Origin of the sequence: Flavobacterium sp. KACC 22763 (assembly GCF_028736155.1) — a bacterium.
Lineage (GTDB): Bacteria > Bacteroidota > Bacteroidia > Flavobacteriales > Flavobacteriaceae > Flavobacterium.
Map to the genome: position 1 here is coordinate 627,790 of NZ_CP117879.1, position 18,490 is coordinate 646,279.

Annotated in this window: 23 protein-coding genes; 6 read left to right on the forward strand and 17 right to left on the reverse strand. The window is 32.9% G+C overall.

All coding sequences use genetic code 11. The features are described from left to right. Nucleotides 1–4: 4 nt before the first annotated feature. The 6 genes from PQ463_RS02750 to rsfS all read right to left on the reverse strand — a co-directional run bounded on the left by PQ463_RS02750 (nucleotide 5) and on the right by rsfS (nucleotide 4,847). On the reverse strand, nucleotides 5–274 hold the full coding sequence (locus PQ463_RS02750; protein WP_111424233.1) for an acyl-CoA-binding protein: 270 nt from the start codon (nucleotides 272–274) through the stop codon (nucleotides 5–7). After that, entirely contained in the window at nucleotides 275–928 is a 654-nt protein-coding gene (locus PQ463_RS02755) for a phosphatidylserine decarboxylase family protein (RefSeq protein WP_111366542.1), read from the reverse strand. Beyond that, nucleotides 918–1,808: a phosphatidate cytidylyltransferase gene (locus PQ463_RS02760; protein ID WP_274256207.1), complete on the reverse strand. Its 891-nt coding sequence runs from the start codon at nucleotides 1,806–1,808 to the stop codon at nucleotides 918–920. The genes PQ463_RS02755 and PQ463_RS02760 overlap by 11 nt, the downstream gene beginning before the upstream one ends. Before the next feature lies 1 nt (nucleotide 1,809). Further along, nucleotides 1,810–2,415 carry a lactate utilization protein B/C gene (locus PQ463_RS02765; RefSeq protein ID WP_111424235.1) on the reverse strand — a complete coding sequence of 202 codons (606 nt, stop codon included), beginning with the start codon at nucleotides 2,413–2,415 and terminating at the stop codon, nucleotides 1,810–1,812. A gap of 119 nt (nucleotides 2,416–2,534) precedes the next feature. Beyond that, entirely contained in the window at nucleotides 2,535–4,460 is a 1,926-nt protein-coding gene (ftsH, locus tag PQ463_RS02770) for an ATP-dependent zinc metalloprotease FtsH (protein ID WP_111378460.1), read from the reverse strand. Between the two features lie 15 nt (nucleotides 4,461–4,475). Then, nucleotides 4,476–4,847 carry a ribosome silencing factor gene (rsfS, locus tag PQ463_RS02775; protein WP_111366534.1) on the reverse strand — a complete coding sequence of 124 codons (372 nt, stop codon included), beginning with the start codon at nucleotides 4,845–4,847 and terminating at the stop codon, nucleotides 4,476–4,478. A 92-nt stretch (nucleotides 4,848–4,939) separates the two neighbouring features. On the opposite strand from rsfS, the gene PQ463_RS02780 reads away from it, so the two are divergent. Further along, nucleotides 4,940–5,668, forward strand: a complete 729-nt coding sequence (locus PQ463_RS02780) for a biotin--[acetyl-CoA-carboxylase] ligase (RefSeq protein WP_274256208.1) — start codon at nucleotides 4,940–4,942, stop codon at nucleotides 5,666–5,668. 182 nt (nucleotides 5,669–5,850) lie between these two features. Here PQ463_RS02780 and PQ463_RS02785 read toward each other — a convergent pair whose 3' ends face one another. Further along, on the reverse strand, nucleotides 5,851–6,243 hold the full coding sequence (locus PQ463_RS02785) for an SRPBCC family protein (protein ID WP_111283220.1): 393 nt from the start codon (nucleotides 6,241–6,243) through the stop codon (nucleotides 5,851–5,853). Nucleotides 6,244–6,356: 113 nt separating this feature from the next. Next, nucleotides 6,357–7,001: an orotate phosphoribosyltransferase gene (pyrE, locus tag PQ463_RS02790; protein ID WP_091130212.1), complete on the reverse strand. Its 645-nt coding sequence runs from the start codon at nucleotides 6,999–7,001 to the stop codon at nucleotides 6,357–6,359. Between the two features lie 7 nt (nucleotides 7,002–7,008). On the opposite strand from pyrE, the gene PQ463_RS02795 reads away from it, so the two are divergent. Next, nucleotides 7,009–7,671, forward strand: coding sequence for an NUDIX hydrolase (locus PQ463_RS02795; protein ID WP_274256209.1), 663 nt, complete (start codon nucleotides 7,009–7,011; stop codon nucleotides 7,669–7,671). A gap of 188 nt (nucleotides 7,672–7,859) precedes the next feature. On the opposite strand, the gene PQ463_RS02800 is transcribed toward PQ463_RS02795, so the two are convergent. From PQ463_RS02800 to PQ463_RS02810, 3 genes are read right to left on the reverse strand one after another with little or no spacing between them, the layout of a single operon-like run. Next, nucleotides 7,860–8,273 (reverse strand): hypothetical protein, encoded by a 414-nt coding sequence (locus PQ463_RS02800; protein ID WP_274256210.1) that lies wholly within the window; start codon nucleotides 8,271–8,273, stop codon nucleotides 7,860–7,862. A gap of 9 nt (nucleotides 8,274–8,282) precedes the next feature. Next, on the reverse strand, nucleotides 8,283–9,023 hold the full coding sequence (locus PQ463_RS02805) for a DUF6882 domain-containing protein (RefSeq protein ID WP_274256211.1): 741 nt from the start codon (nucleotides 9,021–9,023) through the stop codon (nucleotides 8,283–8,285). 55 nt (nucleotides 9,024–9,078) lie between these two features. Further along, nucleotides 9,079–9,309, reverse strand: a complete 231-nt coding sequence (locus PQ463_RS02810; RefSeq protein WP_274256212.1) for a DUF4287 domain-containing protein — start codon at nucleotides 9,307–9,309, stop codon at nucleotides 9,079–9,081. Between the two features lie 451 nt (nucleotides 9,310–9,760). On the opposite strand from PQ463_RS02810, the gene PQ463_RS02815 reads away from it, so the two are divergent. Together PQ463_RS02815 and PQ463_RS02820 are read left to right on the forward strand one after the other, a co-directional pair. Next, on the forward strand, nucleotides 9,761–10,174 hold the full coding sequence (locus PQ463_RS02815) for a helix-turn-helix domain-containing protein (protein ID WP_274256213.1): 414 nt from the start codon (nucleotides 9,761–9,763) through the stop codon (nucleotides 10,172–10,174). A 242-nt stretch (nucleotides 10,175–10,416) separates the two neighbouring features. After that, nucleotides 10,417–11,073 carry a hypothetical protein gene (locus PQ463_RS02820; RefSeq protein WP_274256214.1) on the forward strand — a complete coding sequence of 219 codons (657 nt, stop codon included), beginning with the start codon at nucleotides 10,417–10,419 and terminating at the stop codon, nucleotides 11,071–11,073. Nucleotides 11,074–11,168: 95 nt separating this feature from the next. Here the strand turns inward: PQ463_RS02820 and PQ463_RS02825 are convergent, their stop codons facing one another. Further along, the gene (locus PQ463_RS02825; protein WP_274256215.1) at nucleotides 11,169–11,507 is read right to left on the reverse strand and encodes a cyclic-phosphate processing receiver domain-containing protein; all 339 of its coding nucleotides are present in this window, start codon (nucleotides 11,505–11,507) and stop codon (nucleotides 11,169–11,171) included. Between the two features lie 271 nt (nucleotides 11,508–11,778). After that, nucleotides 11,779–13,506, reverse strand: a complete 1,728-nt coding sequence (locus tag PQ463_RS02830) for a M14 family metallopeptidase (protein ID WP_274256216.1) — start codon at nucleotides 13,504–13,506, stop codon at nucleotides 11,779–11,781. 206 nt (nucleotides 13,507–13,712) lie between these two features. Between PQ463_RS02830 and PQ463_RS02835 the strand changes: the two genes are divergently transcribed. Further along, nucleotides 13,713–15,074, forward strand: coding sequence for a DEAD/DEAH box helicase (locus PQ463_RS02835; RefSeq protein WP_274256217.1), 1,362 nt, complete (start codon nucleotides 13,713–13,715; stop codon nucleotides 15,072–15,074). Nucleotides 15,075–15,309: 235 nt separating this feature from the next. Then, nucleotides 15,310–15,756 carry a hypothetical protein gene (locus PQ463_RS02840; protein WP_111424246.1) on the forward strand — a complete coding sequence of 149 codons (447 nt, stop codon included), beginning with the start codon at nucleotides 15,310–15,312 and terminating at the stop codon, nucleotides 15,754–15,756. Nucleotides 15,757–16,062: 306 nt separating this feature from the next. Here PQ463_RS02840 and PQ463_RS02845 read toward each other — a convergent pair whose 3' ends face one another. From PQ463_RS02845 to PQ463_RS02860, 4 genes are all read right to left on the reverse strand, one after another. Further along, complete coding sequence (locus PQ463_RS02845; RefSeq protein WP_111377085.1) at nucleotides 16,063–16,641, reverse strand: PhnA domain-containing protein; 579 nt, start codon at nucleotides 16,639–16,641, stop codon at nucleotides 16,063–16,065. Nucleotides 16,642–16,714: 73 nt separating this feature from the next. Next, complete coding sequence (locus PQ463_RS02850) at nucleotides 16,715–17,290, reverse strand: hypothetical protein (protein ID WP_274256218.1); 576 nt, start codon at nucleotides 17,288–17,290, stop codon at nucleotides 16,715–16,717. A 12-nt stretch (nucleotides 17,291–17,302) separates the two neighbouring features. Continuing rightward, entirely contained in the window at nucleotides 17,303–17,767 is a 465-nt protein-coding gene (coaD, locus tag PQ463_RS02855; RefSeq protein WP_274256219.1) for a pantetheine-phosphate adenylyltransferase, read from the reverse strand. A 45-nt stretch (nucleotides 17,768–17,812) separates the two neighbouring features. Continuing rightward, nucleotides 17,813–18,466 carry a zinc ribbon domain-containing protein gene (locus PQ463_RS02860; protein ID WP_274256220.1) on the reverse strand — a complete coding sequence of 218 codons (654 nt, stop codon included), beginning with the start codon at nucleotides 18,464–18,466 and terminating at the stop codon, nucleotides 17,813–17,815. Between the last annotated feature and the right edge of the window lie 24 nt (nucleotides 18,467–18,490).

An 18,490-nucleotide genomic window follows, 5' to 3' on the forward strand; every position in this document is an offset into this window, starting at 1 on the left:
GTTTTTATTTTGATGTTAATGAATTGATGATCTCGATATAGTTTTCTTTGGCTTCGTCTACAGACATATGGCTTATCTGCATCCAGGCATTCGTTTTAAATGCATCTCGTAAATCAAAATTTTGAGATTGATTGTAAACTGCTGTTCCAAAGGTAGCCTGTTTGTAAAAAGCATAAAGCCTTAACTGCACGTCTTGTGGCAGCGTAGCCTGAGTCATTGTCATTGCGACTTCTACGGCTTTAGCAAAGCGAATATCTAAATCTTTATCAGCCATTTATGCTTTTGTAGCAATAATTGTTTTTCCACCAATTGCTTTCTGATTTAACTCAACATTTATTGGTGTGCCTAAGGGTAAAAATAAATCTACTCTTGATCCAAATTTAATAAAACCAGCGTCAGTTCCTTGAACTACCTGCATTCCTTCTTTGGCATAGTTTACAATTCTACGAGCCAAAGCACCAGCAATTTGTCTGTATAAAATAGCACCGAAAGTTTCGTTTTCGATTACTACAGTAGTTCTTTCGTTTTCCTCACTTGCTTTTGGGTGCCAAGCAACTAAGAATTTACCAGGATGATATTTGCTAAATTTAATAATACCGTCCATAGCGTAACGTGTTACGTGCACATTGATTGGTGACATAAAAATAGAAACTTGTAAACGCTTATCTTTAAAATATTCTCCTTCATAAACTTCTTCGATAACCACCACTTTTCCATCAACAGGAGCTAGGATGTGATCGCTGTTTCTAACTGCAATTCTCTTAGGATTTCTAAAGAATTGTAAAATAATAATCAAAATTACAAGCGCTGCAATTTGAATAAGCATTCTAAGCCAATTGATATCTATAAATCTTTCAGCAATTAAAAGTACAGCTACAGTAAATACAGTACCTAATAAAATGGACGGGCCTCCCTCTTTATGAAACATAATATAAAATTTGATAAAATAAAAATATAATTGGTGCTACAAATATAACACTATCTAATCGATCTAAAATACCTCCATGACCAGGCATTATCGAACCGCTATCTTTAATGCCAGCAATTCGTTTAAATTTGGATTCTATTAAGTCTCCGATAGTTCCAAAAATGCTGACAATTAATGCGATAATCGTCCAGATTAAGATCGATGTGTTGCTAAATTCTGGTTTAGGCTGAATATAGAGTTTAGAAATCAAAAATCCAGCAAAAGCAGCAAATACCACACCTCCAAGAAAGCCTTCAATTGTTTTTTTAGGAGATACACGTTCAAATAATTTGTGTTTTCCTATAGATTTTCCGACCAAATAAGCAAAAGTGTCGTTGGTCCAAATCAAAACAAAAAGGCCTAAAATAATTTTCGGATTATAATCATTTGTTCCAAAAGAGATTTTTACAATAAATACAAAAGGAAGCGTAATATATCCTAGAAGATATAAGTATTTTGAAGAAGTGCTTACTTTTTGTACAGAATCATAAAATAAAAATATGATACATTTTATAGAAACGACAATTGTAACGGCTAAAAGAACTAAATCTAGTTGCTTGATATTGGTTTCTAAACTGATATTAGAATTAAATGTATCGTTTATAAATTTTGTCGTCTGTTTGTTGTAATGGCTTACAAGAATAATTGCGGTATAGACTAAAGTTCCGAAGAGAATAGAAAATACTTTATTCAGGTTTACGATATTAGAAAATTCATATATCGTGATAATCAGGAAAACACCAAAAAGGGTAATGAAGCTTTCTGTAGAAAACAATATGGAAGTTAATAATAAAGCGATATAAACAGCACCAGAAATGGTTCTCTTCAGCGTTTCGTTCATCTTAAAGGTCTTCTAAAAGCAGTAAATAAAGGTTTTTCGCAACACTTCCGTATTGAGTAAAATCTTCGTCTTTCGCTTTTTCGAAATATTTTATGGTAGTGATATTAGTAGGTATGTCTCTTTCGTATTTACGTTTTATAGCACTCAATCCGTCGCTTTTCATTGGAAGGATTTGGCTGGTAGTGGCTATAATGACAATATTTGCAGGTAATTCGTTTGGTTTGTTTTGTCTAATTTGTTTTGATGAAAATAAAATAGAACCTTCATCAGCGATAAGGTTCTCACAGCTTGCCAGTAAGAATTTTGGTTTAACAGGGGCAATGTAAAATAATTTATTTTCGTCCAATAAGCTAAATAAAGCAGGCTCATAGCACAAAACTTCTTGTTCGAACCAGTCGTTTTCTTCTAGAATGTTTTCAAACTGCTCAGAAACTTCTCCCATGTTTTCGCAGTACAAGAATTTACCTCCATTTTTTTTGAAATTGAAAATAAATTGCTCATCTAAGGATAAATGACTGTTCTGCGCAGAAGTTCCTGCATATTCGCTTTCGTTCGCTTCATCAGAAGCGGCCTCACTAGAGCCAAATATTTTTTTGAAAAAATTCATTTTTTTATATGAAATACTTTACATGTTAATTGAAAACGTTCAAAGATAAAAAAATCTTAATTCAAAAGGGACTTTTGAATTAAGATTTTGAAAAATATTATTATGTATTTGGTGATTTCTTATGAAACTACCTCTTCTAAATTTTTATCAAAAGTACGTTTTCCGAAGATGTTTTCTAAGTCATCTTTAAAAATTACTTCTTTTTCAATCAGAATATCAGCAAGTTGGTTTAACTTGTCTTTATTTTCTTCTAATATCTGAATTGCTCTTTGGTATTGACCTTCGATTAAATCTGAAATTTCTTTGTCAATAATTTTTGCAGTTTCGTCAGAATATGGTTTAGAGAAATTATATTCACTCTGTCCAGTTGAATCGTAATACGTCACGTTTCCGATTTTATCGTTCAATCCGTATATAGTTACCATTGCGCGAGCTTGACGAGTTACTTTTTCTAAATCGCTTAATGCACCAGTAGAAATTCTGTCAAAAGTTACTTTTTCAGCAGCTCTACCACCCATAGTAGCACACATTTCGTCTAACATTTGATCAGTTCTAACGATTTGTCTCTCTTCTGGCAAATACCATGCAGCTCCTAAACTTTGCCCACGTGGTACTATAGTTACTTTAATAAGTGGTGCAGCATGCTCTAACATCCAGCTTACAGTAGCGTGACCCGCTTCGTGAATTGCAATTGCTCTTTTTTCGTCTGGAGTGATAATTTTGTTTTTCTTTTCAAGACCACCAATAATTCTATCTACAGCATCAAGGAAATCTTGTCTGTCAACTGCTGCTTTGTTGTTTCTTGCAGCAATTAATGCGGCTTCGTTACAAACATTAGCAATATCAGCACCGGAGAAACCTGGAGTTTGTTTTGCTAAGAAATCTAAATCTAGACCTTCAACTTTTTTGATAGGAGCTAAGTGCACTTTGAAGATTTCAGCTCTTTCGCGAATGTCTGGTAAGTCAACAAAAATTTGTCTGTCAAAACGTCCAGCACGCATTAAAGCTTTGTCTAGAACGTCAGCTCTGTTGGTTGCTGCCAAAACAATTACGTTAGAGTTTGTACCAAAACCGTCCATTTCTGTTAGTAATTGGTTCAAAGTATTTTCTCTTTCGTCGTTTCCGCCTGACATATTGCTTTTTCCTCTTGCTCTACCAACAGCATCGATCTCATCAATGAAGATAATAGCAGGAGATTTTTCTTTAGCTTGTTTGAATAAGTCACGTACACGTGAAGCACCAACCCCTACAAACATCTCTACGAAATCTGAACCAGAAAGAGAGAAGAACGGTACTTGCGCTTCACCAGCAACGGCTTTTGCCAATAAAGTTTTACCAGTTCCCGGAGGTCCTACCAATAAAGCTCCTTTTGGAATTTTACCTCCTAGGTTTGTATATTTTTCTGGGTTTTTAAGGAATTCAACAATTTCTTGAATTTCTTCTTTAGCACCTTCTAAACCTGCAACATCTTTAAACGTAGTTTTAATGTCTGTTTTTTCGTCAAAAAGTTTAGCTTTAGATTTTCCAATATTGAAAATCTGTCCGCCACCTCCAGCGCCTCCGCCAGACATTTTACGCATAATGAAAATCCATACACCAACAATGATGATGATAGGAAGTAAGCTGATTAAAATATCGCTCCAGTTATTTTTTTGAAGGAAATTATAATCTTTTAGTTTGTGTTCGTTAACTGCTTTTTCAAGTTTAGTCTGAAAGATTTGATCATTACCAATTTCCAAAGTATAGTGTGGACCTTTGTTTGGCTGTTTGAAAATATCTTCAGCTACCTTTTTATTTGCTGGGTCTTTAAGAGCCGCAGCATTCAAATATACCTCAGCTTCTGCTTTATTGTAAACAATTACTTTTTCAATCTGGCCTTTTTCTAAAAGGGTGTTGAATTTAGAAGAAGTTAATTGAGCAGGTTCGCTTAAGCTTGATCCTCCTGTGGCAAAACTTATGAATAAAAAAACTAAAAGTATTGCGGTGTATATTAACCAAGGACTTATTTTAAATTTATTCGGATTTGGATTATTATCTTTAGCCATTTAATGAAAGTTTCTTTAGTATTTGTTCTCGATTGAAGTTATTTTGGCATCGCCCCAAAGGCTTTCGATGTTGTAATATTCGCGAATATGTTTTTGGAAAACGTGTACCACAATATGTACATAGTCCATTAAAACCCATTCTGCGTTATCGGTTCCTTCTACGTGCCAAGGTTTATCTTTTAAGTCTTTTGATACAATTTTTTGAATTGAGTTTACGATGGCGTTAACTTGGGTGTTTGAGCTACCGTTGCAAATAACAAAATAGTCGCATACAGCAGTATCTATATCTCTTAAGTCAAGAATGTCGATATCATTTCCTTTTACTTCCTCAATCCCTTTGATTATGTTCGCCAGTAGAACATCATTATTAATAGTCTTTTTCGCCATGAATTATTTTATATGAATTTGTAAAGTTACCAAATTTTGTGATTATTTTTGAACCTTAACAAAATATTAAATTAAGATATTTAAATTATTTAATGAAACTAATCAAACTCGATGCCATAGATTCTACAAATGACTTCCTGAAGGCTTTGGCAAGTCAAGATGAACTGGAGAATTTTACAACGGTAACAGCTGAAAATCAGACAAAAGGAAAGGGGCAAGTTGGTGGTGTATGGAAGACTGAAGAAGGTAAAAACTTAACTATGAGCGTTTTGGTTAAAGATTTTCTGTTTACCAATGATGAAGTTTTCAATTTAAGCCTTGTTGTTTCGTTATCGGTTGCAGAGGTGTTAAAAACATTAAATATTCCTGATATTTGTATTAAATGGCCAAACGACATTCTGTCATACAATAAGAAGTTAGTTGGCATATTAATCGAAAATACCTTAAAAAGTGATGGCAGGATCGTGTCAGTTGCCGGAATCGGGATCAATGTTAACCAAACTGATTTTAGCGAATTGCCAACAGCTTCTTCTATGTCAGTGATTGCAGGGAAGACTTTCGATAAAGAAGAATTAGCAATTCTAATAGTTGAAAAGCTAAAAGAGAAGATCCAATTGTGGAATACCTCAGCAAAGATTTTTTGGGACGATTACTTTAATTTTTTGTTTAAAAAAGGAGTTCCAACAGCATTCAGAGATAATAATGACCAAGATTTCATGGGAATCATTCAAGGCGTTTCTCCGATTGGTAAACTGCAGGTTTTATTAGAAGATGATTCTGTGGTAGAATTTGAAATCAAAGAAGTTAAGATGCTTTATTGAGAGGTTCAAAGGTACAGAGGTTCAGAGTGACAAAGGTTTTTCTGTAGAGACGCACTGCAGTGCGTCTAACAATTGATGAAATAAAAACTTTGCGTCTCTGCGACTTTGCGAGAGCATAAAAAAAATACCCGACAAAAATCGGGCATTTTAATTTATAATTCACAATTAATAATTTACCATTATTAAAGTTTATTCATATTGTTTGCTAAAGTTTCAATAAACTTACTAATTGGACCTTTAACCATCATTGCCATCATAGCGTTGAATTCACCTTCAAAGAACAATTGAACAGCACTTTCTGAATCAGAAACAGTGTCAATGTTTGAAGTTAGTGTAAACGGAAGTTTATCACTTGCAGCACCCAAAACGATTTTGTTTGGAGCTACTTTATCTTTCATTTTTAATTTGATTTCTGGCATTCCTTTCAATCCAAAAATAAAAGCGTCTTCGCCAGTCACTTCAAATTTAGCGATATTGTCTGGCATTAATTTTTCGAAATTCTTTACGTCAGTCAGTTGATCAAATAAATCTTGTGCTGATTTCTGAACTGTAACTTTTGGACTTTCTAAGTTCATATAATATTTTGTTTATTATTTATTTGTTTAAAAATAAATTCCAATTTTTAAATTCCAAATTCCAAAAATCTTGATCGTATGGAACAGAAATCTAAAATCTAAAATCTAAAATCTTACTCCTGTCCCCAAGTAGATGGGCTTACGCTCCATTCTTGAAGAGTAGATTGCTGATCTTCGGTGATGTATTGTTTCTGAACTGCTAAATCTAATAGATTCTCGTAGTTGCTCAATGTAAATAAATCAACATTGGCTTCTTTGAAGTTTTCTTCGGCAACACCAAAACCATAAGTAAAGACAGCTGCCATACCTTTAACATTAGCACCTTCGTTTCTTAAAGCTTCAACAGCCAGCAAACTGCTTTTTCCAGTACTGATTAAGTCTTCAACAACGACAACATTTTGTCCTTTTTGTAAAAAACCTTCCACTTGGTTTTGTCTACCGTGTTTTTTAGGTTCTGGACGCACGTATACGAACGGAAGTCCTAAACTTTCGGCAACCAAAATTCCAACTCCAATGGCTCCAGTAGCAACACCAGCAATCACATCAGGTTTTCCAAATTGTTTTTCAATGTTTTTGGCAAATTCATCACGAACATAGTTTCTGATGCTCGGAAATGAAAGAATTAACCTATTATCACAGTAAATAGGAGATTTCCAACCAGAAGCCCATGTAAAAGGATTTTCGGGATTCAATTTAATTGCATTTATTTGCAAAAGCAATTCGGCTGTTTTTTCGGCAGTATCTTTATTAAAAATCATAATACAAATGTATAAAGTTTTTGTAAACGACAAACCACTTTTTTTGACAAATGAAATCTCGAAAGAAACAGATTTCCAATTGTTCTTGTTGGAGAGTATTGATATCGAACAGCTTATTATAAAAATTTTTCAAAATAAAATTCAAAAAGCCATTCTATATCATCCCGACGAAAGTGAGATGATGAAAACCCTAAAAGCCAAGATTCCGGTAAATAAAGCGGGCGGAGGCTTTGTCTACAATAAGAAAGGCGAAGTCTTGTTTATCTTTAGAAACGGAAAATGGGATTTGCCAAAAGGCGGAATCGAGAAAGGGGAAGACATCGAAGCGACGGCTATGCGTGAGGTAGAGGAGGAGACAGGAGTAAACCAGCTTCGTATTACGAATAAACTTCAAAAAACCTATCATATCTTTAAACGCAACGGAAAATACAAACTTAAAATCACGCATTGGTTCGAAATGTTTTCCGATTTTGAAGGAACACCACAGGGACAATTAGAAGAAGGAATCGAAAAAGTAGCGTGGTTAAACCCTGAACAAATCAAAGAAGCACTTAAAAATTCTTACGAAAACATCAAATTGTTGTTTGAAGAAGAAAAGAAACCAATAGAAAAAATAGCTGCGCCCATTGCTTATCGCTCGGGTCCAGATTCCAAAATAAAAGATATTTAAAGTTTCTAAATTAGAATTTGGAATTTGGAATTTAAAAATTTAAAATTTAATATTTGGGACGTGCCACCAATAAAAGAAAAGACCCAATCAGCTTTGCGTTCATTGGGTCTTTTTTTTATTGCTGTCGGGCTATCCGCGCTACTTCGGTAGCCTGCTTCTATCCCTCACGCAGGAGAGCACTTTATCATTTATTTCAATTGATTGTATTTTAGAATAAAACTAGAAAGTCTTTCTTCATCAATTGTGAAATCCTCGTTAATGACATTATATTCAGCTAAAGCAAAGATTAGATTATTTCTTCCAATAATTTTTTCATTCGAAAATTGTTTACCAGAAGCAGTAAATGTAATTACACTCGAAAATTTTCCATCTCCTAACGAAGTAATTTGTCCTGAAATTATTTCTTTATTTTGGAGATCTAGAATAGAAAAATTATTTTCATCTTTTTTATAATTGTAAGCGAGCTTATTATTTAAAATAATTTTATCTGTTTCAAATTGAACTGCTTTTATTGCCTGTTCTTTATTTTCCTTTTGTGCAAATAATTTATTGTTTGAAAAACTCAATAGTAAAACGAGAAGGATAAGATTTAAAATTTTCATAATCGATTATTAAGAATTACCATTTAAATCTACCAAAAGATTATTCTCATTAAAAGTAGCATTAATTATTTTTCCATCTTTTTCTGCTTTGACTTCATTTCCGTTTGAACTCAATTCAAAACCTTTTTGAGAAAGATAATTCGTAAAAGCATTTTTGTGGTTTTGAATTTCAAAAGTCGAAATCAATTCTGGGAAAACTGTCAAAATTCTAGAGAATTCCTCGCTTTCAGTATTGTCAATTGAATCATCTTTAAGGGTGACAACCATTGTTCCCTGACCGTAATTTCCAAGATAATAACCGCTCAAATTAAACATTGTAGTAGCAACCATTCCAATAAGGTGTAAATCATTTGGAACAGCGTCAAATTTTCCAACGCTCAATAAATCAATATTATTTTCTTCTCCATATTTCTTTAATGAAAGCGCTTGTTGCATAACAGATTCGGCGTAACCGCCCGCTTTGTTGTCCCAAAGCCAAAGCCAAGTTTCTGAAGAATGCGAAAATGAACCCAAAACCTGCATTGGAAAAGTAAGATCATCACCAAAAGTAATTTCTTCAGCATCCATATTAACATTCCAAGAAAGTCCGCCTGTTACGGCATAGAGATTTCTTTGTTTTTCTAAAGCTGAAGCTCCATATTTCTCTAAAAAATCATTTTCAGAGGTAAAATGTTTAGCAACATTTTGCTGATTAGTAGTTGATTCTGTTTTTTCTTCTTTCTTTTTAAAAAGATTATCGAATAGTCCCATTTCTTTGTGGCTTGTATAATTATAAAATTAAAATTCTTGATTTTTTACTTAAGTTTTATTCGCTGTCCTCGTTTTTAATGCCTTTAAGCAGTGCGTAAATTGCCATTGCATGTCCTTGCCCTAAACTAAAATCATTTTTAAGCCAGTTGACAATATCTCCAGCTTTTACTTCTGGTTTTAAATCTCCGTTTGCGGTAAATTCTTTTTGTTCAGCTAAAGTTCTAAACTCAGCTGGACCATTTCCTGTTTTTTCTTTAATCGTTTTTAGGTATCCTTGAAATGACATAAAATAAAAGTTAGAAGTTAAGTAAAACGAAAATACAAATTAAAAGTAGGATTAGTATTCGGTTTTTTAGTTTATTTAGTTCAACTTAAATAAAACACCCCTATAAATCATAGGGTTATTTGATATAATTTATTTAACTTTTTTATAAATTTTGTACATCAAGTAAAATATTCCTATCGCAAAAAGGAAACAAAAAAATTGCCAAGCCATCAACGTATAATCGTAATCTTTTATGCTTACATCCATAATTTCTAAAGTTTTGTGTTTCTACGTTTTAAAATTAAGTTTAGATACCAAAATAAGACTTTTTTTGAAATCTAATTCAACTTTGCAAAAATTTTAAACCTTGACAAAGTTCCACTTAACAGCTTAGAATCTCAGAAACTTAAAACTTATTTAATTTCATGTCTCAAAAATCGTACTTTTGTTCAATAAGCAATACATTACAATTATGAGCACATTTGCAAAACCAAGCCACATAGGAAGAAAAATAAGCCGTATTCGTGAACTTCGTGACATGAAACAAGAAGCTTTGGCTCAAGCTTTAGGAACAAACCAACAAGCTATATCTGCTTTAGAAAATAGTGAAACGATAGATGATGAAAAGCTAAAACAGATTGCTAAAGCTTTGGGAGTAAATGTTGAAGCGCTAAAAAACTTTTCAGAAGAAGCAGCAATTAATTATTTCAATAATTTCTATGATAATAGTAACGGGACTAATTTCGGAACTAATAATAATTGCACTTTTAATCCTTTAGATAAATTGATTGAAGCTTACGAAGAAAATAAAAAGCTTTACGAACGTTTGGTTCAAGCTGAAAAAGATAAAGTGGAGTATTTAGAAAAAATATTGAAGGATAAATAAGTTTTTTTGTTCTTTCTAGAATATAGGAAAGCCTAATAAAAATTGTTTTTTATTAGGCTTTTTAATTTGGTTTATTGTAGCTGGTGCGAGCGTCTTGCTTGTGCCTTTTTAGTTTTGACTTAGATTGCGTTCACGAGCGGGACGCTCGCGCTAGCGTGGGGAACAAAATCTATAATTTATGCATTTTAATAAAATTATCGTAATTTTGTTTATAGTAACCAATTATAATACTTTGTAAAAGAATGGCTGATAATGATGGAAATAAAAACGGCAGGAATATTTACGACCTAATTGCTGAACATCCAAAATATACATTGCTAATTTTTATTTTACTTCTTTGCGCAATAATTTTTCTTGCTATTTCTAAAGTTCCATTAAAAATTGGTAATGTTGAAGTTGGAAAGGAAGAAAAAAAAGTAAGTGATACAATTGTCAAAATCAAAATTGATACACAGTTCATAAAAGTTCCTGAAATTGAAAAGATTTCAGTACCAGTAAATACTAAACAAAATGAAAAAACAGTAACGACTATCGCTGCTAAAAATGTAAATAATGCACCAAATTACGGTACACAAAACATTGGAGATGTAACATTTAATAATGCTGTGCAAAGAAAATTTGATAATGAATCGCAGTTGAAATTAATGAATAAAATAGATAAATATTTAATATCTAACAATCTACCTAAGAATTATAAAATAATTGTTGGTGTAACTCAAGGAAATGAAGAGGCAAGAAAATACGCACTTGAAATTGCGAATTCTCTGTTCAGTAAAGGTTATAATATTTCACACGTCAATCCAACAATGGGGAATGAGGAAAAGGGTTTTGAAATATCGCACGAGAAAGATAAAGATTATGTTTTTTTTGATGTAGGTGTTGAACCAAAATTACCATAAATCCAATAGAGCGGATTTGTAATCCGTTCCTTAACAGTAAAACATCCTCGCTTTTTATGTTTGCTTTCGTTACATGAAAAGATTGTAAATCTGAATTATTGTGATTTCAAATGTTTAATGTAATTATCTAATAGTCCTTGAATTTGCTGGCTAGCAACAGGGTTCGCAGAATGCACATTAAACTTTAAATTTTGCAAATCAATTCCAGATTCATAAACCAGCCATTTGGCGCAAGCGTAACCATCTTCAGCAACTTGATCATTTTCATCAAGACCTAAATCATTGTCAAAACTAATTAATTCCGGAAGTCCTCTTTCTAAAATTACTGCTTTAAAATCCTCAAAATTTCTAACTATAACAAAATCATCATTAGTTAGATTTTTGTAAACGATGTTTACATCTCTAATATCGTCGAGAAAAAGTTTGTATGGCATTTTCAATTTTTTTAAAATTACAGAATATTTTGTCATTTCGAGGAACGAGAAATCACACTAGTAATTCCATACAGAATATTGACAATCTTTGTCGAGCTACGAGTGTGATTTCTCGTTCCTCGAAATGACACACGTTGTGCAACAAAACTTTGAGCAAGAATTTTGACAAAGTTCTACACTTCTAGCTTTGCGTTCTTATCGTAAACAAAACCCACTCAAAATAAAAAAATCTTAGCGTACTTTGCGTTAAAAAAACATAACTAAAAAAAAACTACAAAACACGATAAACAGGATACTGCATATGCGCCTTTTCGTAATAAACCGAATGCTTGTAAATCCAATCCAATTGTGCTTCGGCGCTTCTAGCAAATTCTCGATCGTTTTGTTTTTTAGCTTCTAATTCTGCTTTTAGTGACGGGTTTTCTTTTAAAAGCTGTGCCGCAGTATCTTCAAAAATATATTCTGAGTAATGTTCTTTTTGCTGTAAAATTGGGTCGAAGAAATTCCAGTTAAAAAACGAATCAACACCTTCCGGTTCAAAAGCTTCTAGAATATATTTTACGCCTTTTTGGTTGGTTGGTACGATGTAATCTCCTTTGGCGAAAGCCATTTTAACCATTTTAGAAGTTACCGTTGTATTTCGGTGTAAATAATGTCCCTCGTAAGCAGACGGAGCGGTTTTAAAATCGGCAATTCTGTAGCTTTCGACTTCAATAATCGTATCGTTTTTAATTTGTTTAAACGAGATATTGTTGTTTTTCAAAAGATCAATAATATTCCAATATCCTCTAGGAATAATATAAGCCGTCGGTATCACCACTTCTTTAACCGATTTAAATTCTTTGATGTACGGAACATCTTTTTTATACGGTTTGCTTCGGTCGTAATACAAACGATTTCCTGTTGTAGCGTCACTTTTTTTGTAACCCGCTTCATAACCTAAAAACGAAAAAGTAGTCGCTTTTGTGCTATCCAATTCCCATTTTAAAGTGTATGGTTTTTTAGGCTGATATTGCTCTAAGTTTTTTACTCTTAAATCTTTTATTTTCTGATAGTTTGCATCGGTAAAATCCAAAGTTGATTTCATGTATTCGTACGTCATTTTTACGCGTTCTGCATATTTTTTCAGCATGTGCGTTTCGACCACAAAACCAATTGTATTAAACAAAGAAGTATAACCCGTTGTATATCGCGGACTATCTACAAATTGTCCGAAACCTTTATCTGGCGTATCTTTAAAAGAATCAACATAAGGTGTAGTTTCAATTTTCTTTTTTTGAAGATCTTTTACCAAAGCCGGCATCATTTCGTTATTCATAAAATCGCCCAAAACTGTTCCCAGTTTGTTGTGCTGTGTCATGATGTACGTCAATTTATATTGATAATCAGAGCCGTTGCTTACGTGATTATCGATAAAAACATCGGCGTTTATTTTCTGGAAAATTTCTACAAAACTCTTCGTATTTCTGGTATCCGATTTCATTAAATCACGATTCAAATCGTAATTTCTGGCATTTCCTCTAAAACCATAAATTTCTGGTCCGTCTTGGTTGGCGCGCGTTGTTGAATTTCTATTCAAAGCTCCGCCAATGTTATAAACTGGAATGGTAACCAAAACGGTGTTTTTAGGCGCTTTCATTTTTCCTGTTGCCAAATCTCTGTAGAATTGCATTGTGGCATCGATTCCGTCAGGTTCTCCCGCATGGATTCCGTTATTTACAAACAGAACAGCTTTGGTTTTCTGGATTTTATCAAAATCAAATTCCTTATCGGGATTAAAAGTAATCATGTGCAGAGGTTCACCAGAATCAGTCAATCCCATTTCTTTCATTTGGATGGTTGGAAAATCGGCCGCAAGCATCTTCCAATAAGCGATAGTTTCCTGATAAGAAGCCGATTGGTTGCCGTTTCCTTTCTCAAAAAACGTATCGTATTTTTTATTGTTTTGTGCAAAAAGGGTTATGGCGAAAAGTGAAAAGAGAAATGTAAAAAGTTTCATGGTTTTGGTTTTAATAGGAATCAAATATAGAGAAATTTAGATTTAAAAGTTAGCCACGAATTTCACGAATTAGCACGAATTAATTAGTGGAAATTTGTGCAATTTGTGGCAAAAAACATTTTCTCGCGACTGAAAACTGTGACTGCGACTGTAAACTGAACACTAAAAACTGTAAACTGCCCACTATTTTTGTCTACTTTTGCAGCATGAAAAAACACCATTCCAACGATATACTTTCGAATTTAGGGATTCAGAACCTCAACGAGATGCAGGAAACTGCTCATGATGTTATTCTGAACGATAACAACGTTTTATTGCTTTCTCCAACAGGGTCTGGAAAAACATTAGCGTTTTTGCTTCCAATTTTAGAATTATTGCAGCCAGAAATTTTATCGGTTCAATGTTTGATTTTGGTTCCGTCACGCGAATTGGGACTTCAGATCGAACAGGTTTGGAAGAAAATGGGAACGCAGTACAAAGTAAACATTTGTTACGGCGGACACTCGATTGAAACCGAAATGAAAAACTTAAGCAATCCGCCAGCAGTCTTAATTGGAACGCCTGGAAGAATTGCCGATCATATTGACAGAGAATCTTTTAGAACCGATAAAATCCAGACTTTGATTTTGGATGAATTTGATAAATCGCTTCAATTAGGGTTTCACGAACAAATGTCTTTTATCATTGGTAGATTGCCAAAAGTCAATAAAAGGGTTTTGGTTTCAGCAACTTCAGATATTGAGATTCCGAAATACACGAGAGTTGTAAATCCGACTGTTTTAGATTTTATTCCTGAGGAAGAAGAAAAGACGAATCTTTCTATGAAAATGGTGATTTCGCCAGCAAAAGATAAACTGCAGAGTTTATTCAACTTGATTTGTTCTTTGAAATCAGAATCGGCTATTATTTTCTGTAATCACAGAGATGCTGCAGAACGTATCAGCGATACTTTAAACGAAAAAGGAATCTATTCGGTGTATTATCATGGTGGAATGGATCAGGATGAGCGTGAGAGGGCTTTAATTCAGTTTAGAAACGGAAGTGTGACGTATTTGGTTACAACCGATTTGGCTGCTAGAGGTTTGGATATTCCAGAAATGAAACATGTTATTCATTATCATCTTCCGTTAAAAGAAGACGAGTTTACGCATCGTAATGGTCGTACAGCACGTATGCAGGCAACGGGAACGGCGTATGTTATCATTCACGAAAGTGAAAAGCAATTGGATTACATTGATTACGAAATGGAGGTTTTTGATGTGGAAGGGAAAGTTTCACTTCCAAGTCCGCCTAAATTTCAGACTATTTACATTAGTGGCGGAAAGAAAACAAAACTGAACAAATTTGATATTGTTGGATTCTTTTCTCAAAAAGGAAAACTGGAAAAAGACGATTTGGGTCTGATTGAAGTGAAAGATTTCGTTTCGTTTGCAGCTGTAAAATACAATAAAGTAAAAGATCTTTTGAAAAATATTAAAGATGAAAAAATGAAAGGCAAGAAGTTTAAAATCGAAGTTGCTCGTAATGTCATCAAGAAAGAAGAAGACGAGAAGAAAGGGAAGTACTGATTTCTGATTATTAGAGGAAAGATGTAAGAAGCAAGATGTAGATATGTAGGTTAAGATTTGGATTTTGGAATTTAGAATTTGAGTTTTTTAATATTTATTTTATTGTATTTCAATAGTTTATAATTGTGTGGCTAAGTTTTACAATTTTATGTTAAAAAAATAATGATTTGATAGGTGTTTTTTCAATAATTCTATGTTTTTTTGCTACAGTAAAATTGTAAACCCCAAATTCAGTATGAAAAACATTATTACCCTTGCCATTCTGTTCGTTAGCTTTGTATCATTTGGACAAGTTAAAGTTCTAGAGACAGTTCCTGTTGAGAAATTAGGAAAAGTGAATAACAATTACATCCAAAAAATTGGAGATGAGTACACGGTATATTATACTATTATCCAAAGCGATGAGGATTCTTCTAACTTAAGAAAATTTTCATTCAAAAACATCGATAATGCCTATAACAACCTTTATAACATTATTGTTGGAGGATTTACAGCAACGCCTTTGTACGATATCAAATTAGAATTGCCAAATAACTACATTTGGTTGCACTACACAGGAAACGTAGTTCCAGACAAAGCAACTGTACAATTTATGGTTTCTAGCAAAGAAAGAGACGCAGATACAAACAATGTTTCTGAGCCATTCGTAAAAGACCAAATCAGTAAATTATTCCAGAAATAGTTTATTGTTAGAATAATAAAAAAAAGCCCGTTCAGTTTTATGAGCGGGCTTTTTTTTAGTTTTTTAGTTTTTTAGTTTCAAGTTTCAGGTTTGTTTACTTTGTCTTTAATTTTACTGTAATCCCGATAGTTATCGGGAGCTAATTTTCTATACTTAAAGGGTTTTTAAAAGCGCAAAGTTCGCAAAGCTTTGTGAATAAAACTTTGCGAACTTTGCGTAAATCATTGTGTGCTTTGCGGTTAAATTGTTGGTATTCTAAAAAAAACTTAGAATCTTAGCATCTCAGAACCTTAGCAACTTAAAAAATTAAATCTTCTTCACGTACTGTGTAATAATCACAATCTGCTGTCCGTCTACTTTTCCTTCAATGTATTCAGCGTTTTCATGATCTAAACGAATGTTTCTCACAGCAGTTCCTTGTTTGGCAACCATACTAGAACCTTTTACTTTAAGATCTTTGATTAAAACTACAGAATCTCCGTGTTGTAGTACTACGCCGTTACTGTCGCGGTGAACTAATTTATTTTCATCATCTTCGCCTTCTCCTGTTGCTTTTGCCCATTCTAGAGTATCTTCATCTAGATACATCATATCTAATAATTCTTGTGGCCATCCTGCAGCGCGCATACGGCTTAACATTCTCCAAGCCACAACTTGTACAGGAATATTTTCGTTCCACATGCTGTCGTTAAGACATCTCCAGTGATTTAAATCTACATTATCTGGATTTTCAATTTGGTCAATACACGTGTTACAGGCTAATACAGCTTCGTCAATTCCGCCTTTTCTAGTTGGAAGAACCTGATAAACTTTTAAATTCTCTTCATTACCGCAAAGTTCACATTTTGACCCGCTTCGTTTGCTTAATTCTCTCTCGATACTCATTGTTTGTTGTTTGTTTTAAAAATGCGAAATTACTTATAATTTGCTTCGCTGGCAAATTTGTTGTTTTATTGTTTTATTTTGAAAAACAATTAGCTTCGTAATCTTTAATGAATTCTATTAATACCTCTTCGTTTTTTATTTTAATTTCGTCATTATTAATTTTATCATAGGAAGTTTTACAATCTTCAACTGCAGGGAGCATGTCATTTTTGGTAATTAATCGACCTAAACCCATTGCGGGCATTTTTGCATAATTTTTATCTGCTTTTTTAATGATATATATTCTTATTATATGGCTATGCGATATTTTATTTAAAACTTTATAAAGCTTTACTTTGTTAGAATATAAAATTTGAGCAAAAGTTGTTTCGTCAACACTTTCAAAAGGAACTATTTCTTTTTCTAATCTAATTTTAAAGCTTTTTAGATCTTTTGGCAAATAAGTTTTAGTAACCCCATTTTCGATAACGGTAATTTTATCTTGTAAATAAATTAATCGATTAACATTGAAAGATGAAGCATCGAGTTTTATTTCAACACTTAAAGTGTCATTTTTTGCCGTTACTATTTGACCAAAATATTTTTGACCAAAAGTAATGTTACAAAATATTAATAGTAAAAAGGAGGTAATTATTTTGGTTAGTGTCATAAATTAATGGGATTATTTTTGATTTTTTACTCTAACCGCATCTGGAACTAGCATCTCATATTCACCACCATGACGCAATACATCACGCACAATGCTTGAACTGATAAATGAGGTACTTGCTGCTGTTAGCAAGAAAACGGTTTCTATTTTAGACAGTTTTCTGTTGGTATGTGCAATGGCTTTTTCGAATTCGAAATCGGCTGGGTTGCGAAGACCTCTTAGAATGAAATTGGCTTTTAGTTTTTTAGCCAAATCAATTGTTAGACCTTCATAAGTGATGACTGAAACTTTTGGCTCATCTTTGAAGGTTTCTTCAATGAAACGTTTTCTTTCTTCTAATGAAAACATGTATTTTTTTTCGGCATTGACACCAATGGCGATTACAATTTCGTCAAATAAAGGAATGGCTCTTTTAATGATGTCTTCGTGTCCTAATGTAATTGGGTCAAACGATCCTGGGAATATGGCTTTTCGCATTTTTTTTAAGGTTCTAAGTTGCTAAGATTCTAAGATACTAAGTTTTTATTTTGTTACTGGAATTTTGTATTCAAATTCTTCAGCTTCCAATGGGGATTTAGCTCGTCTGATTTTTATTATTTCATTATTTTCATAAAGTTCAATGATTGCTTTTTTTGAATAAGATACTTTTCGAACTGAATAGTTTTCTTTTTTATCTAAATCATCTACTTCATAAGGTAGATAAGCATCAAAATCATTATGTGTTGTAAAAATGCTGTCGGTTGTTATTTTATCTATTTTCATGGTTGAATAATAACCATTAGAAAATTTTAAATTATATACATCTCCAACTTCTGGTTTTTTTATTAAATCTGCAGTTTTCTTATTGTTGTTAATATAAACGTTTATGCCATAAATAATAACTAAAAGCATTATAATGCTTCCCGAAAACATCCAAATTGAATTTTCTAATTTTTCATTCTGTAATTTTTCTTGTGCGCTGGAAGATAAATCATCGTAATCAAATAAAGTTTGACAGTTACCACATTGTATGTTTGCATATTTCCCGACCGGAAAAAGAGGAATCATAGTAATATGAGTATACTTTTTGTATATACTAAAATGCAATGTGTTTTCAATCTCGCATTTGGGACATTTTTCATTTAAAATTACCCCGTTTTTTACATTTGAATCCCGAGTTCCTACTAGAAAAAGCATATTTTGTTAAGGTTCAGAGAGGTA

Coding starts and splice junctions, on each gene's coding strand:
- PQ463_RS02750 (WP_111424233.1), bottom strand. CDS start 274: ATGGCTGATAAAGATTTAGATATTCGCTTTGCTAAAGCCGTAGAAGTC.
- PQ463_RS02755 (WP_111366542.1), bottom strand. CDS start 928: ATGTTTCATAAAGAGGGAGGCCCGTCCATTTTATTAGGTACTGTATTT.
- PQ463_RS02760 (WP_274256207.1), bottom strand. CDS start 1,808: ATGAACGAAACGCTGAAGAGAACCATTTCTGGTGCTGTTTATATCGCT.
- PQ463_RS02765 (WP_111424235.1), bottom strand. CDS start 2,415: ATGAATTTTTTCAAAAAAATATTTGGCTCTAGTGAGGCCGCTTCTGAT.
- ftsH (WP_111378460.1), bottom strand. CDS start 4,460: ATGGCTAAAGATAATAATCCAAATCCGAATAAATTTAAAATAAGTCCT.
- rsfS (WP_111366534.1), bottom strand. CDS start 4,847: ATGGCGAAAAAGACTATTAATAATGATGTTCTACTGGCGAACATAATC.
- PQ463_RS02780 (WP_274256208.1), top strand. CDS start 4,940: ATGAAACTAATCAAACTCGATGCCATAGATTCTACAAATGACTTCCTG.
- PQ463_RS02785 (WP_111283220.1), bottom strand. CDS start 6,243: ATGAACTTAGAAAGTCCAAAAGTTACAGTTCAGAAATCAGCACAAGAT.
- pyrE (WP_091130212.1), bottom strand. CDS start 7,001: ATGATTTTTAATAAAGATACTGCCGAAAAAACAGCCGAATTGCTTTTG.
- PQ463_RS02795 (WP_274256209.1), top strand. CDS start 7,009: ATGTATAAAGTTTTTGTAAACGACAAACCACTTTTTTTGACAAATGAA.
- PQ463_RS02800 (WP_274256210.1), bottom strand. CDS start 8,273: ATGAAAATTTTAAATCTTATCCTTCTCGTTTTACTATTGAGTTTTTCA.
- PQ463_RS02805 (WP_274256211.1), bottom strand. CDS start 9,023: ATGGGACTATTCGATAATCTTTTTAAAAAGAAAGAAGAAAAAACAGAA.
- PQ463_RS02810 (WP_274256212.1), bottom strand. CDS start 9,309: ATGTCATTTCAAGGATACCTAAAAACGATTAAAGAAAAAACAGGAAAT.
- PQ463_RS02815 (WP_274256213.1), top strand. CDS start 9,761: ATGAGCACATTTGCAAAACCAAGCCACATAGGAAGAAAAATAAGCCGT.
- PQ463_RS02820 (WP_274256214.1), top strand. CDS start 10,417: ATGGCTGATAATGATGGAAATAAAAACGGCAGGAATATTTACGACCTA.
- PQ463_RS02825 (WP_274256215.1), bottom strand. CDS start 11,507: ATGCCATACAAACTTTTTCTCGACGATATTAGAGATGTAAACATCGTT.
- PQ463_RS02830 (WP_274256216.1), bottom strand. CDS start 13,506: ATGAAACTTTTTACATTTCTCTTTTCACTTTTCGCCATAACCCTTTTT.
- PQ463_RS02835 (WP_274256217.1), top strand. CDS start 13,713: ATGAAAAAACACCATTCCAACGATATACTTTCGAATTTAGGGATTCAG.
- PQ463_RS02840 (WP_111424246.1), top strand. CDS start 15,310: ATGAAAAACATTATTACCCTTGCCATTCTGTTCGTTAGCTTTGTATCA.
- PQ463_RS02845 (WP_111377085.1), bottom strand. CDS start 16,641: ATGAGTATCGAGAGAGAATTAAGCAAACGAAGCGGGTCAAAATGTGAA.
- PQ463_RS02850 (WP_274256218.1), bottom strand. CDS start 17,290: ATGACACTAACCAAAATAATTACCTCCTTTTTACTATTAATATTTTGT.
- coaD (WP_274256219.1), bottom strand. CDS start 17,767: ATGCGAAAAGCCATATTCCCAGGATCGTTTGACCCAATTACATTAGGA.
- PQ463_RS02860 (WP_274256220.1), bottom strand. CDS start 18,466: ATGCTTTTTCTAGTAGGAACTCGGGATTCAAATGTAAAAAACGGGGTA.